The following is a 14,336-nucleotide window of genomic DNA, read 5'->3' on the forward strand; positions in this document are numbered from 1 at the left end:
GGGGGCCGCTGCGGTCAGTGACCGTGTCCCAGGGTCACCAGCCGGTGTTTCGCCTGCCATTCCTCGTTCGGATAGTGATTCCCGGCGGCCGCGAGGAACCGTTCATAATACTCGGCCGCTTGTTTGCTTTGGTGCAGATTATCGTACGAAGTTGCCTTCAGGAACAATGTCTCTGCCGTGTCCGGTGCGATTTGTTCACGCGCCCGAAGCGCGGCGAGCACGGCAGCGTCCTGGTGCAACTGAGACTGTGCAAATGCGAGGCCGCCCCAGGCTTCTACGTCCCTTGGATCGACGGCGGTCGCGCGCTCCAGCACCGGGACCGCTTGCGCGAACTGGCGCGTGTAGATCAGGCTTTGTCCATAGACGGTGAGCAGCGACGTGTCCTTTGGATCGTTGCGCAGGGCCTCAGCCAGGACCGGGACGGCCTTGTCCGGCGCACCGGACTGCATGTACGCATCGGCCAGCATGCCGCTGACGGAGTTGTTGGCGGGCTGAAGCTGATGCAGCTTTTCGAGCGTGGTGAGCGCCTCCGCCGTGTTGCCCTGCGCGGAGAGCGCACCAGCAAGCTGGGCCTGCAGGCCGGCGTCCTCTGAATGCCGGGCGAGCGCTTCGCGCAGGAGCGGTTCGGCCTCCTGCGGCTTCTTCTCTTGCAGCAGCAGGTGCGCCAGGCCGGACGTGGCTGCGGCGGAGCCGGGCTCGGCCGCTAACGCCTGGTGATAGGCAACAGCGGCGTCCTCGGGATCGTGATTGGCCTCGGCGATGCGTCCGGTCAACACCAGGTCCGCGGGATTGTGCTGGCCGGGGACCAGTTCGAGCGCATGGAGCAGTGACTGCTTCGCCGCAGACGGGTCGGTGGCGAGCTGAAGTTCTGCGAGGCTGCGCCAGACCTGCGCCTTCGCCGCCGGGTCCGGCGCAGCGGGCTCAAGCTGGCTCGCGGTCTCGAGTTCGGTGCGCGCCTGGTCGGCCCGGTTGGTCTGCGCATAGAGGAGCCCCAGGGCGGCGTGCGATTCGAACTGCCTGGGGTTGGCCGCGTTCGCCTTCATGTAGTCGCGTTCCGCGGCTTCCTGCTGTCCTGTGGCGTCCTCGACGTAGCCGAGGTCAAACAGCGCTCGCGCATCTTGCGGGTGTTGATTCAGCCAGGCCGCGAGCAGCGGGCGCGCTGCGTCGTACTCGCGCGCATCCATTTTGTCCTCGGCCGCGGCCAGCGCAGGCGCGACGCCCGGAGCGGGATGCGCGGCGGAAGCTGGTTGGTCCGGAGACTGTGTGCCCGCCGGCAGCGGGGCCTGCTGCGCAGAAGCCAGCGGCGCGAGCAGCAGGAATGAGAGCCACCATTTCATCGATGCCGTCCTGATCAAAGCGCAACCGCTGCGCGATCTGCCGATTCCTTGAGCACGCGCGCGAGCCAGTAGCCGGTGTGTGAGCCCTCGACTGCCGCGATCTCCTCCGGCGTGCCGACCGCGACGACCTCGCCGCCGCCAGAGCCGCCCTCCGGGCCCATGTCGATGACCCAGTCCGCGGACTTGATCACGTCCAGGTTGTGCTCAATGACTAGCAGGGAGCCGCCGCCGTCGATCAGCTTGCGAAACGCGTGGAGCAGCTTGCCCACATCGTCGAAGTGCAGCCCGGTGGTCGGCTCGTCGAGGATGTAGAGCGTGCGGGAGCGGGTCAACTTGCCGTTGGACGTGCGCACGGAGGCAAGGTGGGCAGCGAGCTTGACGCGCTGCGCCTCGCCGCCCGAGAGCGTGGTCGCGGACTGGCCGAGCCGCACATAGCCCAGCCCTACCTCGTCGAGTACGGCGAGCTTATCGAGAATGCGCGGATGGCCAGCGAAGAAGCGTAGCCCCTCCTTCACCGAGAGCGCCAGCACCTCGGAGATGTTGCGGCCCTTGTACTTCACCTCGAGGGTGGAAGCTTTGTAACGCGTGGCGTTACATTCTTCGCAGGGAAGCTCGACATCCGCCAGGAACTGCATCTCGACGGTGACCGTGCCGTCGCCTTCGCACACATCGCAGCGACCGCCCGGCACGTTGAACGAGAAATGGCCGGCGCCGTAGCCGCGGCGTTCCGCCTCGGGCTGCGCGGCGAAGAGCTCGCGGATCGCGTCGAAGGCCTTGATGTACGTGATCGGGTTTGATCGCGGCGTGCGCCCGATGGGATTCTGGTCGACCAGCACGACGTCGTTCAGGCGCTCCACCCCGGTCAGTTCGCGATACAGTCCGCTAGGGTCGCCGCCCTCGGTCTGCCCAAGCTGGTGCGCGATCGCGCGATAGAGCACCTGGTGAACAAGCGTCGACTTGCCCGAACCGGAGACGCCGGTCACGCAGGTCAGCATGCCGAGCGGGATCTCCACATCGACGTTGCGGAGATTGTGCACGCGCGCACCGCGGAGCACGAGCTTCTCTCGGCCCGGCTCGCGTCGCCGCGAGGGCACAGGGATCGTGAGCGCACCCGACAGGTAGCGGCCGGTGAGCGAGTCGGGATTGTGCTCGACTTCCGCGACTGTGCCCGCTGCCAGCAGGCGTCCGCCGTACTCGCCCGCACCCGGCCCCAGGTCGAGCAGGTAGTCAGCTGCGCGGAGAACATCGGGATCGTGCTCGACGACGAGGATCGTGTTGCCGAGATCGCGCAGGTTTTCGAGAATGCGGATCAGCTTGGCGGTGTCGCGCGTGTGCAGGCCAATCGAAGGCTCGTCGAGCACGTACAGTGCGCCGACGAGCTGCGACCCGAGCGACGTAGCGAGTTGAATGCGTTGCGACTCGCCGCCTGAGAGTGTCGAGGCGAGGCGGTCGAGCGTGAGGTAGTCGAGGCCGACGGAGTCGAGGAAGCGTAACCGCTGCTGCACTTCTTTGAGGATCGAGCCGGCGATCTCCTCCTGCTCGCGCGTCAACTGGAGCGCAGCAAAGAACTGGTGCGCTGCGGCGATCGTGAGCGCAGCCGTTTGGCAGATGTTCCGACCATCGAGCAGCACCGCACGGGCTTCGGCGCGCAGCCGCTCGCCCTTGCAGTCCGGGCAGCGCGCGTAGCCGCGGTACTTCGACAGCATGACCCGCACGTGCAGCTTGTACTTCTTGCGCTCCATCAGCTCGAAGAAGCCGTGCACGCCAAGGAAGCCGCCATGTCCATCGAGCACCAGCGCCTGCTGCTCCGCCGTGAGCTCGTACCAGGGCACGTCGAGCGGGATGCTGTATTCGCGCGCAGCGCGGCGCAACTCTGTCTGGTAGGGCCGGTACTTCGGCCGCGTCCAGGGATCGATGGCGCCCTGGTCGAGCGTCTTGTTCTTGTCCGGGATGATCAGGTCAAGATCGAAGTCGATCGTGTTACCGAAGCCCTGGCAGCGTGGGCAGGCGCCGTACGGGTTGTTGAACGAGAACAGGCGCGGCTCCGGCTCGCGATACAACCGGCGGCACTGCTTGCACTCATACTCGCGGGAGAAGCGGTGCGTCGAGCGCGGTGCGCCGTCATCCTCACGCGGCACGACTTCGTAGACGATCTCCCCCGACTCGCGATAGCCGATCTCGGCTGCATCCACGATACGTGCGCGCGCGTCCGACGAGACCGCGATGCGGTCGATGAGCACGAACACCGGCTGCGTGAAGTCGATCTCGAGTAGCGACTCGGGCGATGAGAACTCGTAGATCTGCTTGTTCTGGTAGAGGCGATTGAAGCCCCGCGCGCGCAGGTCGGTCAGCCGCTGGCGCAGCGCATCCGAGAGCGGCTCGGGCGTCTCCTCGGTCTTCTTTGCTGCTGCCTTTTTGGCGCGGCGGGGCTTTGCAACCGGCTCGGCCTCATCCTTCGGGTGCTCGTTCACAGGCAGATCTTCGGACGCAGGCGGGCGGCGCATCTCGACGGGGAACAGCGCGTGCAGGCGCGTGCCTTCACCAAGCGCGAGGATCGCTGTGGCGATCTCGTCGACGGAATCGCGGCGCACCAGGTTGCCGCAGACGATGCAGTGCATCGTGCCGCAGCGCGCGTACAGCAGCCGCATGTAGTCGTAGATCTCGGTGGCGGTCGCGACCGTGGAGCGCGGATTGCGCGTCGAGTTCTTCTGCTTAATGGCGATCGCCGGCGCGAGCCCGTCGATCAACTCGACGTCCGGCTTCTCGATCCGCTCGAGGAACTGGCGCGCGTACGCGGACAGAGACTCGACGTAGCGCCGCTGGCCTTCGGCGTAGATCGTGTCGAACGCGAGCGACGATTTGCCCGACCCGGACACGCCCGACACCACGGTCAGCTTGCCGTGCGGAATGTCGCAGTCAACGCCCTTCAAATTATGGGTCCGCGCGCCGCGGATGATGATCGCGTCATTCACTCGAGGGGTATCCAGTGCGTCTTTCGGAGCTTGGGGATGCACTCTTCAGTATAGTGCGGACCGCATGGGCGAACGCATTCCCGTGGGACCTGCCGTCCAGGCAGACGCACTCACGTGCGTGAGGTGAAGCGGCTCCCGTTGGTCGCCGCCCGGGAGTGCTGCTGTCTAATTGGGCGTGCGTGAGGCGTTCCTTCACGCCTCACCCATATCCTGATTGAAGCAGTTGCTAACGCGCGTGCTTTTGCAGGTTGAAAAACATGCCGCCAGCCGGCGCCCTTTCGTCTTCGATTCCGGACTCAAGGACAACATCCACAGGGTGGCCGTCGACCTGCGAGAACGTCATGACATTGGAGACTGACCTCGCGCTCAAGTATCGGATCCGAAGGGTGTGCTCATCCGTCCAGAGCAGGTTGACTCCGTAGGCCTGTTGGTTCCGAACGGCACCATACAAGCTCGCAACCCGGACAGACTGAGCTCTCCCTACTGCTTCCACACTCACGTCATAGCCGAAGGAGGTAGTGGCGCCCGCGTTAGTCTCGGTCAGCCTCGCGCTGAGCACGCGATCCGGCGAGACTGCCCGTGCCACCTCGTGACTCGAGCACGGCGTGCAGCCGATGCTGCATCCAGCCAGAAGCACTCCGTAGGCCAAGCGGCATGTTGCAAGATGTACAGCCATGACCTGCCTACTCCCGTGCGGCGATCAGCGAGTCCAGCACCAGCAGTATCCCGCCGACAACGATGCACGAGTCCGCCACGTTGAAGTCGGGCCAGTGGTAGTGGACGATGTGGACTTCGAGGAAGTCGATCACCGCGCCCGTCTTGATTCGGTCGTAGACGTTGCCGAGTGCCCCGCCGAGTATCAGCGCGAGCGCGATGCCGGTCATCGTGATGCGCCGGCCGGTGCGCAGCAGGATCACGATGATCGCGACCGCGGCCACCAGCGAGAAGCCCACCAGCATCCAGCGCACCAGCTCCGGCGATGCGGAGTCGCCGAACAGCGAGAAGGCCGCGCCCGTGTTCAGCACATGCGTGATGCGGAAGACCTTCGGGATCACCTCATGCGCGCTGCCCAGCCGCAGTGAATGGTCGACTGCGATCTTGGTGACGCGGTCGACCACGATGACGAGCAGCGACAGCGCGAACAGCAGGCCAGGGAAGTGCCAGCCGCGACGCTCCGGAACGGACGCCGCGGTGACGGTTTCGGTAGCCATCAGGCCGGGACCTCTGCGTTGAGCGGCGGGAAGCCGATCTCTTCGAGCGCACCAGCGCAGCGGCCGCACACCTCGGGCCAGCGCGGATCGACGCCGATGTCGGTGCGGTAGTTCCAGCAGCGTGTGCACTTCGTGCCGTCGGCAGCGATGGTGGTGGCGCGAATCTCGTCACCGCCGCTGTTGCCAGAGAGCGTCACCTGCGAGACGTTGAGCAACTCCTTAAGGCTGGACTCGTAGCGCCGCCCGACAGCGAGTGATGCCACCGGCAGCTCGAGGATGATCTTCGCTTCAAGGGCCTTGCCGATGCGCTTCTGCTTCCGTGCCTCTTCGAGCGAGAGCAACGCTACCTCGCGGATGCTTAACAACTGTGACCAGTCAGCTAGGAATGCTTCGAGGTAGAGAGGTGCGAGATCGTCGGGAGAAGGAAACAGTGCCGTATGGACGCTTGCGGGTCTTTGCGGCCTCTCTGCCATGACCACGGCGCATTGCCTCGCAGCCTCTTTGAACGCCTGACCTGCAGCGATGCTGAAGCTCAAATCATTGGAACTGTCAGCCTGCTCGGTCGTGTCGAGAAGTGTGACGTGTACATCTGAGATCGCCAGCCCTTGCAAGATCCCGTTCCTGCTTGCCTGATGGACGCCGTGCTTGATGGCGGTCACGTAGCGTGAGTGGCCCGCCTGCTTGCTGCTGAAGCTTAAGCCCTCTCCTGGCGCATTCGGCTGAATACGTAGCCGGACGTGAGCGTAATTCGCATTGCTGTCGTACGTAGCTTCTGCTTCCGCCGTGTTTGTCAGCACCTCATGCTGACCGCCATTTTCGGGCAGATACTGCCAGACCTCGTCCGAGAGGAAGCTGAGGATCGGCGCCATCAGCCGCGCGAGCGCGTCGGTGATCTTCCAGAGCACGGTCTGCGCGGCGCGCCGTTGCGGCGAATTGGGCGCGAAGGTGTACAGGCGATCCTTGAGCACGTCGGCATAGAGCGCGCTCAGGTCGACGATCGCAAATTCGTTCACGGCCTGGTAAATCCGGTGGAACTCGAACTCCTCGTACCAGCCGAGCACCTTGGTCGTCAGCTCGCGGGCGCGCGCCAGCATGTACTGGTCCAGTGGTTCGAGCTTGTCCCATTCGACCGCATTCTGCGCCGGATCGAAATCGGCCAGGTTGCCGAGCATGAAGCGGAAGGTGTTGCGCAGCTTGCGGTAGGTTTCCGCAGCACGCTGCATCAGGTTCTCGCTGGCGACGACGTCCTCGCGGAAGTCGACCGAGGCCACCCACAGCCGCACGATCTCGCCACCCAGCCGCTTCGCGATATCCACCGGATCGACGCCATTGCCGAGCGACTTCGAAAACGCGCGGCGCTGTTCATCGAGCGTCCAGCCAGAGGTCGCGACCATCTTGTAGGGTGCGATGTCGCGCAGCCCTACCGAGAACAGCAGCGAGGAGTGGAACCAGCCGCGGTGCTGGTCGCCACCCTCGGTGTAAAGGTCGCAGGGGAACTGCAGTTCGGGCTGCGTCTCGAGCACGGCCGCCCAGCTTGTGCCCGAGTCGATCCAGACATCGAGAATGTCCGTCTCGCGCCGGAACGCGCGATTGCCACAGTTCGCGCAGGCTGCGTCGGCGGGTAGGGCACCGTCAGCTTTGCCGTCGTACCAGGCGTCGGCGCCGTGCTGATGGAACAGGTCCACGACCTTCTTGTAGGTCGCAGGTGATTGCAGCGGCTGATTGCACTCCGTACACAGGAACAGCGCGATCGGCACGCCCCAGATGCGCTGGCGCGAGATGCACCAGTCGGGCCGGGTGGCGATCATGTTCGAAATGCGCTCCTCGCCCCACGCCGGATCCCATTTCACGTTGCGAATCTCTTCGAGAGCGCGCTGACGAAACGTAACCGTGGACCCGTCAGGACGCGCGATCGGCGTCTCCATCGAGATGAACCACTGTTCGGTCGCGCGGAAGATCACCGGGTTGTGGCAGCGCCAGCAGTGCGGGTAGGAGTGATAGATGTCGTTCTGCCCCATCAGTGCGCCGTGCGCCTGGAGCAGCTTGATGATCTCCGGATTGGCCTTGAAGATCTGCAGGCCGTTGTACTCTGGCAGCCCGTTCACGATGCGACCGGCATTGTCCACCGGGCAGGTCTGGTCGAGGCCATACTTCTCGCCCGTGTAGAAGTCATCTGCGCCGTGCGCCGGGGCCGTGTGGACCGCACCCGTGCCCTGGTCGGCGGTGACGTAGTCGGCGAGCACGCCCAGGATCGAGCGATCCAGAAAGGGGTGCTGGTAGGTGGTGTATTCGAGCTTCGCTCCCGGGATGCGGGCAATCTCGCGCGCATCCTCGAGGTGGCAGGCCTGCTTGACGGCGGCCGCGAGCTCGGCGGCAACGATGTAGACGTTTCCGTCCGTGTTCTCGAGCGCCACGTACTCAAACTTCGGCTGGAATGCGATCGCGAGTGACGCGGGCAGCGTCCATGGGGTCGTCGTCCAGATGATCGCGTACACCGGCTTGCCGGCCAGCTCAGGTGAGAGCGCGTCGGCCGGGCTGGTCAGCGCATAGCGGACGTACACGCTGGGGCTGGTGTGCATCTCGTACTCGACCTCGGCCTCGGCCAGCGCGGTGCGGTCGTGCCAGCACCAGTAGACCGGCTTCAGTCCGCGGTAGACGAAGCCGCGCTCGAACAGCTCGTAGAACGAGGCGAGGGTCACAGCCTCGTACTGGTTCGACATGGTGGTGTACGGGTCCTGCCAGCGGCCGAAGACGCCGATGCGCTCGAATTGAGAGCGCTGCAGGTCGATGTACTTCTGCGCGTAGGCGCGACAGGCGGCACGGACCGCGATCGGGTCCATCTCGAGCTTCTTGCGGCCCAGTTGCTCGTCGACCTTGATCTCGATCGGCAGGCCGTGACAGTCCCAGCCCGGGACGTACGGAGAGTCGTAGCCCGACATGGTCTTTGACTTGACCACGAAGTCCTTCAGGCACTTATTGAGGGCGTGACCCAGGTGGATCGGCCCATTGGCGTAGGGGGGGCCGTCATGGAGGATGTACTTCTTCGCACCCCGGCGCGCGGCCCGAATCTGTTGATAAAGGTCCATTTCCGCCCACCCAGCGAGCCGTTTGGGCTCGTTCTCGGGCAAATTGGCCTTCATGGGGAAGTCGGTGCGCGGCAGCAGGAGGGTCGACTTCAGGTCGGGGCGACCGCTGTCCTTAGAAAGGGGTACGGAGGGCTCGGATGCTGGAACAGTCATGACAGGAATAGTTCATTGTAGACCGGCAGGTACCTCGGTTTGCTCCTTTCCCCAAGTTGCCAGCGATCCATTCTGCGCGATCACGAATCTCAGGTGTTGCCGTCTCAATGGAAGTCGGCTCCTTGGCCGTCGCCGGCCCCCACGTTACCCGGTGGTTTCTACTGGTAGCGAATTTCGGGAAACCGAAGACACGGGGTGGTGCGTCCATAGATAATTACTCTTAGAGACAGATGGATGGGCGAGTCCCTTCCTCTGGTACAGGTCACGATGTGCCTATGACAAACCAGGTCCTGCCCCCGCCCGACATCGATCAGACGCCGCCGAAGGTTGATCGCCGTGCGGCCCCGGAGCCCCACCTGTTGAATCCGGTGGTGGACGAGCCGGTCTGGCAGACGATCTTTACGAATATCCGCGGCCTGTTCCATTCGGAGAAGCTGCCTCCGCTGGAGTTGACCTCGAAGCCGGTGGCGGTTGCCGACCCGTTCCGGGTCAAGCGCAGCCCCACGTCCACGGCCCTCGCTGTTCTGGCCCACGTCGCGATCATCGGCTTCATCATTTGGCTAGCGATTGAATCCAGGCTGCACCCGAAACCGATTCCGCCAAAGCCCCAGGTCGCGGCCATTGACATCTCGCAGTTCAAGCCGATCGCTCCCAAGGGTCCGGCCATGGGCGGCGGTGGTGGTGGCGGTGCACATGAGATGGTGCAGGCGCCCAAGGGCCGGCTGCCCAAGTTCTCTGACCAGCCGATCACTCCGCCGATGATCACGAAGAACGATCATCCGAAGCTGGCGGTGGAACCGACGATCAAGATGCCGCCGAACATCGCGCTGCCGAACAACAATCTGCCGAACCTGGGCGATCCGCGGACCAGCATCGTGGGACCTGCCTCGAATGGCACGGGCTCCGGCGCCGGTCTGGGCACGGGTGACGGTGGTGGTATCGGCTCGGGCTCAGGCACGGGCTACGGCCCGGGCGAGGGCGGCGGTTACGGTGGCGGTGTCTATCACGTCGGCGGAGGGGTCTCTCCACCGGTGGTGATCTACTCCGTCGACGCCGAGTTCTCCGACGAAGCTCGCCGCGCCAAGTACCAGGGCGTCTCGGTCGTATCGCTGATCGTCGATGCTCATGGCATGCCGCAACGCATCCGGGTCACGCGCAAGCTTGGCATGGGGCTGGACGAGAAGGCGGTTGACGCGGTGAAGCAGTACAAGTTCAAGCCCGCCATGTTCCAGGGCAAGCCGGTCCCGGTCGAGATCACGATCGAGGTCAACTTCCGGATCTACTAGGCGCTCTGCCGCGTGCCGGAGCGAACAAACGAGTGCATACAACATGAGCGGAGGCTCCGGCCTCCGCTCAGTTGCTCTCACCCGGCACTCTTGTTATTCTCAATGAGTTGCAACCCTCCTTTGTGCGCCCATAGCTCAGTTGGATAGAGCGATTGACTACGAATCAATAGGTCGGAGGTTCGAATCCTTCTGGGCGCACCATTCCTGCTTCAAATCCTAAATTTCTGAAGCGCGGCAATCGTGCGAGTCCCTCGTCTTCGTGCGCTTACACGCTCTTGAGCGGCACGAAGCGCAGCGAAGCTGAGTTCATGCAGTAGCGCTCGCCGGTGGGCGGTGGGCCGTCGGAGAACACGTGGCCCAGATGCCCGTTGCACAGGCGGCAGGCGACGGCGGTCCGGTCCATCCCGAGTGAGCTGTCTGTTAACTCCACGATGTTTTCCGGGGCGATGGGCGCGGTGAAGCTGGGCCAGCCGGTGCCTGATTCGTACTTGGCAGCCGAGCTGAACACGGCTGTGTCGCAGCAGATGCAGCGGTACAGGCCGGCCGCGTGCTGGTTCCAGAGCTTGCCGGTGTAGGCGATCTCTGTGTCTGCGAGCCGGGCAACGTCGTAGCTGGCGCCGGTGAGCTGCTGCTTCCAGGCCGCGGCGCTCTTCACGACGTGGGGCAGAGTGATGGTGCGCAGGCGCTCGCCGGAGTCCGAGAACAGCACGATCTCGACCGGCGGTCCTGCAGGCGGCACGAAGTTTTCTGCCGCCAGTCGCCGCGGATCTGGACGTTGCCGAAGCAGCAGGACGGCTCCTGCGACTGCCGCTGCACCTGTGGCGAGGAACACTCGCCGCGAGACGCGTGGACCCGCCTTGTCTGTCTCGAGAGCTGTGCCGAACATGGAATCACCCACTTGGTTCGACGCAGGACGGAGGGGCGCGTTACACCAGGGGATCGCGCTGGTAGAAAAGGCTTGTTACTTGGTCACCACCGGCGGCTGCGAGGCGTCCGGGTGCTCGATCGGGCTCTGGGGAGCGATCAGTGGGAGCTCTTCGAGCACGCTGATCCCGCCGCGGCGCAGCAGGTTGGCGACCACGGCCCGTGTGAGCCGGGTGGCGTCGTATTCGACGCGGATGGTCTTTGCCGGCTGGTTGATCTCGATCCGGCGGATGCCGTAGACCTCTTTAAGATTGCCCAGCGCAAACGTCGCAGCCTCGGAGGGCTGATGCTCGTACCGGAAGAGCACATCGACGTTCGTCATAGCGGCATGATAGCTCATTCCTGCCCGGGGTCGAACCTAGAGCCGGCGCAGGTATTCGAGAATCTCCGGGCTGGTCCAGTTCTGGGGTCCGATGAACTTGCGCTGGATGACGCCGTCGCGGTTGATCACGTAGCTCTCGGGCCAGCGATAGGAGTGGTAGAGGTCACTCGAGTGCCTGGAGACGTCGTTGACGGTCAGCAGCCCCAGTTTGTGTTCAGTCAGGAACTCCCTGTAGGCCTGCTGGTCCTCGTCGACGCTGACGGCAAGCACCTGCACGCCGGGGAGATCGCGCTGCATGGCCGTGAGTGAGGGTAGTTCTTCGATGCAGGGGGCGCACCAAGTCGCCCAGAAGTTCAGAACGACGACTTTGCCGTGATAATCGGCCAGATGGACGCTGCGGCTGGCGTCCGCTACTGTGAAATCCGGGGCAGGCGTGCCGGTCTGGCGCGGGTGAGCGCCGCGGTCGCATCCTGTGCACAGGAGCAGGGCTGCCAGGAGAAGGCTGAGTCGCATAGGTGCTCCTATGATACGAGCCGGTATGAGCCATAGGAGTCGCTTCTGCTGCGCCTCCCATCAAAACGACTGAGCCGCGCCGTGGAACCGATGGACGGGCTGCGACATCGATAGACAGGACATTGAAAGCGAGCATGATCCTACTGACACGACGGGCAGAGTTTTCCGCAGCCCACTACTACTGGAACGAGCACTGGAGCGAGGCTGAGAACCAGCGCGTCTTCGGCAAATGCGCGAACCGCAACGGCCACGGCCATAACTACGTGCTTGAGGTCACGGTGGCCGGTGAGGTGGATTCGCAGACCGGCTTTGTGGTCGACCTCAAGCAGCTCAAGGATGTGCTGAACCGCGAGGTGGTCGATGTCTGGGACCACCGCCACTTGAACCTGGAGATTCCGGAGTTCAGGGACAGGGTGCCGACCGTCGAGAACCTGGCGGTGAGTGCCTGGCAGCGACTGGACGGAAAGATTGCCGGTGCGCGGCTGGAACGCGTGCGCGTTTATGAAACCCCGGAGCTGTTCGCCGATTGCTACGGCGATGCGGGGAAGGGAAGCGCGCGATGAGGGTGGTGTTCACACGCTGTTACAAATTCAGCGCGTCGCACCGGCTGGACTGTGCCGCTTTTTCCGCGGAGGAGAATCGCGAGACGTACGGGAAGTGCAACAACCCGTATGGGCATGGGCACAACTACCGCGTCGAGGTGTCGGTGCGTGGACCGATCGATGGCGCAACCGGGATGATCATCAATCTGGCCGATCTCGATGCAGTGGTGATGCCGCAGGTGGTGGAGCGCTTTCATCTGACTAACCTGAATGTCGATCCGCTGTTTGAACAGATGGTGCCGACGACGGAGAATCTAGCTCGGGTCGTCTTTGATCTGCTTGAGTCGAAGCTGCCCGTTGGAGAACTGGACCGCATTCGTATCGAGGAGACAGAGAACAACTTCTTCGAGTACGCAGGAGAGACCGCGTGAACAAAGGACGACGAGCAGTGGCGCATGCCGGGGCAACCGTGCAGCCGATCAACAATGTGCCGGTGACGAAGCGCGCACCGAAGGGGTTGGAGACTTACTCGACCCAGGACATCTATGCCGAGTTGCTGTCGCGCTACGACGAAGACCCGACGCGCGATGGCCTGCTGAAGACGCCGGAGCGCGTTGAGAAGGCGATGACGTTCCTGACGCAGGGCTACCACCAGAGCCCGCAGGAGATCCTGAAATCGGCGCTGTTCGATGTGGATTACGACGAGATGGTGATGGTGCGTGACATCGAGATGTTCTCGCTATGCGAGCACCACATGCTGCCTTTCTTCGGCAAGGTGCACATCGCGTATATCCCGAACGGCAAGGTGGTCGGGCTGAGCAAGCTGCCGCGGCTGGTGGATGTGTTCGCGCGCCGCCTGCAGGTACAGGAGCGGATGACGCGCGAGATTGCCCAAGCGTTGCAGGAGGCTATCTCGCCGCAGGGCGTCGGCGTCGTGATCGAGGCGCGGCATCTGTGCATGATGATGCGCGGCGTGGAGAAGCAGAACTCCTCGACAGTCACCTCATCCATGTCCGGTGTGTTCCTCGAAGACAAGACGCGCGCGGAGTTCCTGTCGCTGGTGCGCGATCACGGGCGCTCTCAGTACTAGCGCGCTCTCGATATAGTGGGAGAGTGAACGGCCTGCTGATTGTGGACAAGCCGGCGGGCATGACCTCCCATGACGTGGTGGCGCGGTTGCGCCGCCTGCTGGACGAGCGCTCGATCGGGCACCTGGGTACGCTCGACCCTATGGCGACCGGAGTGCTGCCCTTGTTGCTCGGCCGCTTCACGCGGCTAGCGCAGTACTTTGGCCGCATGGAGAAGTCGTACACCGGCACGATTCGCTTCGGCCAGGCCACGACCACCTACGACGCAGAGGGCGAGCCGGTGGGTCCGGCGACTGCCGTGTCGCTCGATGCGGTGGAAGTTCTCAAGCACGCATCCGCGTTTCATGGCGAGTTGCTGCAGCGGCCGCCGGCGTTCAGCGCGAAGAAGGTGGGCGGGCGCACGGCACACTCGCTTGCACGTGCCGGGAAGCCGGTCGAGCTCGAACCGGTGCGCATTGTGGTCCACGAGTTCACGATCACGTCCGTCGGCGCGGACACGGCCGAGTTCAGTGCCACGGTTTCGGCGGGCGGCTACATCCGGTCGCTGGCGCACGATCTGGGCTGCCGCATGGGCTGTGGTGCTCACCTGGCAGCGCTGCGCCGGACGGCGGCTGGGTCGTTTCGACTGGAGCAGGCCATAACACTCGAGCAGATCGCTGCGATCGCGGTAGACCAAGGCTTTGAGCAGCGTCTGCCGCATCCGCGAACGCTGCTGCCGGAGCTGCCCTCGACCACGGTCGATGCGCACACTGCAGGACGCATGCGGAATGGCGCGCTCTGCAATCTCGCAGACTTTTCGAACGCTTCGCACGTCAAGGTCTTTGCGAACCGGAATGACCTGATCGGGATCGCGCAGCGAGTGGCGGGCACGCTGTTCCAGCCGGTCGCGGTCATCGGATGAC

Annotated in this window: 12 protein-coding genes and 1 tRNA gene; 6 read left to right on the forward strand and 7 right to left on the reverse strand. The window is 64.0% G+C overall.

Annotated features, from left to right (window positions below; all coding sequences use genetic code 11):
• Positions 1–14: 14 nt before the first annotated feature.
• The 4 genes from AC5IJH_RS02150 to ileS all read right to left on the reverse strand — a co-directional run bounded on the left by AC5IJH_RS02150 (position 15) and on the right by ileS (position 8,759).
• Positions 15–1,337 (reverse strand): tetratricopeptide repeat protein, encoded by a 1,323-nt coding sequence (locus tag AC5IJH_RS02150; RefSeq protein ID WP_491901147.1) that lies wholly within the window; start codon positions 1,335–1,337, stop codon positions 15–17.
• A 14-nt stretch (positions 1,338–1,351) separates the two neighbouring features.
• Entirely contained in the window at positions 1,352–4,309 is a 2,958-nt protein-coding gene (gene uvrA, locus AC5IJH_RS02155; protein ID WP_491901148.1) for an excinuclease ABC subunit UvrA, read from the reverse strand.
• A 683-nt stretch (positions 4,310–4,992) separates the two neighbouring features.
• Entirely contained in the window at positions 4,993–5,520 is a 528-nt protein-coding gene (gene lspA / locus AC5IJH_RS02160; protein ID WP_491901149.1) for a signal peptidase II, read from the reverse strand.
• Positions 5,520–8,759, reverse strand: a complete 3,240-nt coding sequence (gene ileS, locus AC5IJH_RS02165) for an isoleucine--tRNA ligase (RefSeq protein WP_491901150.1) — start codon at positions 8,757–8,759, stop codon at positions 5,520–5,522. Before ileS ends, lspA begins: the two co-directional genes overlap by 1 nt.
• 275 nt (positions 8,760–9,034) lie before the next feature.
• On the opposite strand from ileS, the gene AC5IJH_RS02170 reads away from it, so the two are divergent.
• Both AC5IJH_RS02170 and AC5IJH_RS02175 read left to right on the forward strand, forming a co-directional pair.
• Complete coding sequence (locus tag AC5IJH_RS02170) at positions 9,035–10,045, forward strand: energy transducer TonB (RefSeq protein ID WP_491901151.1); 1,011 nt, start codon at positions 9,035–9,037, stop codon at positions 10,043–10,045.
• 124 nt (positions 10,046–10,169) lie between these two features.
• Positions 10,170–10,246 (forward strand) — tRNA-Arg (locus AC5IJH_RS02175).
• 64 nt (positions 10,247–10,310) lie between these two features.
• On the opposite strand, the gene msrB is transcribed toward AC5IJH_RS02175, so the two are convergent.
• From msrB to AC5IJH_RS02190, 3 genes are all read right to left on the reverse strand, one after another.
• Positions 10,311–10,931: a peptide-methionine (R)-S-oxide reductase MsrB gene (gene msrB / locus AC5IJH_RS02180; protein ID WP_491901152.1), complete on the reverse strand. Its 621-nt coding sequence runs from the start codon at positions 10,929–10,931 to the stop codon at positions 10,311–10,313.
• Between the two features lie 75 nt (positions 10,932–11,006).
• A complete protein-coding gene (locus tag AC5IJH_RS02185; protein WP_491901153.1) occupies positions 11,007–11,291 on the reverse strand; it encodes a hypothetical protein in 285 nt (94 codons plus the stop codon).
• A gap of 36 nt (positions 11,292–11,327) precedes the next feature.
• Positions 11,328–11,804, reverse strand: a complete 477-nt coding sequence (locus AC5IJH_RS02190; protein WP_491901154.1) for a TlpA family protein disulfide reductase — start codon at positions 11,802–11,804, stop codon at positions 11,328–11,330.
• 134 nt (positions 11,805–11,938) lie between these two features.
• On the opposite strand from AC5IJH_RS02190, the gene AC5IJH_RS02195 reads away from it, so the two are divergent.
• Genes AC5IJH_RS02195 through truB form a run of 4 tightly spaced genes read left to right on the forward strand, consistent with a single transcriptional unit; the run spans position 11,939 to position 14,335 of the window.
• Entirely contained in the window at positions 11,939–12,367 is a 429-nt protein-coding gene (locus AC5IJH_RS02195; protein WP_491901155.1) for a 6-pyruvoyl trahydropterin synthase family protein, read from the forward strand.
• Complete coding sequence (locus tag AC5IJH_RS02200; RefSeq protein ID WP_491901156.1) at positions 12,364–12,777, forward strand: 6-carboxytetrahydropterin synthase; 414 nt, start codon at positions 12,364–12,366, stop codon at positions 12,775–12,777. The genes AC5IJH_RS02195 and AC5IJH_RS02200 overlap by 4 nt, the downstream gene beginning before the upstream one ends.
• Positions 12,778–12,833: 56 nt before the next feature.
• The gene (folE, locus tag AC5IJH_RS02205) at positions 12,834–13,436 is read left to right on the forward strand and encodes a GTP cyclohydrolase I FolE (RefSeq protein WP_491901237.1); all 603 of its coding nucleotides are present in this window, start codon (positions 12,834–12,836) and stop codon (positions 13,434–13,436) included.
• Positions 13,437–13,459: 23 nt separating this feature from the next.
• Positions 13,460–14,335 (forward strand): tRNA pseudouridine(55) synthase TruB, encoded by an 876-nt coding sequence (truB, locus tag AC5IJH_RS02210; RefSeq protein ID WP_491901157.1) that lies wholly within the window; start codon positions 13,460–13,462, stop codon positions 14,333–14,335.
• The last annotated feature ends 1 nt before the right edge of the window (position 14,336 follow it).

The sequence above is a fragment of the Candidatus Dedyshia acidiphila genome, assembly GCF_051025295.1.
GTDB lineage: Bacteria > Acidobacteriota > Terriglobia > Terriglobales > Acidobacteriaceae > KBS-83.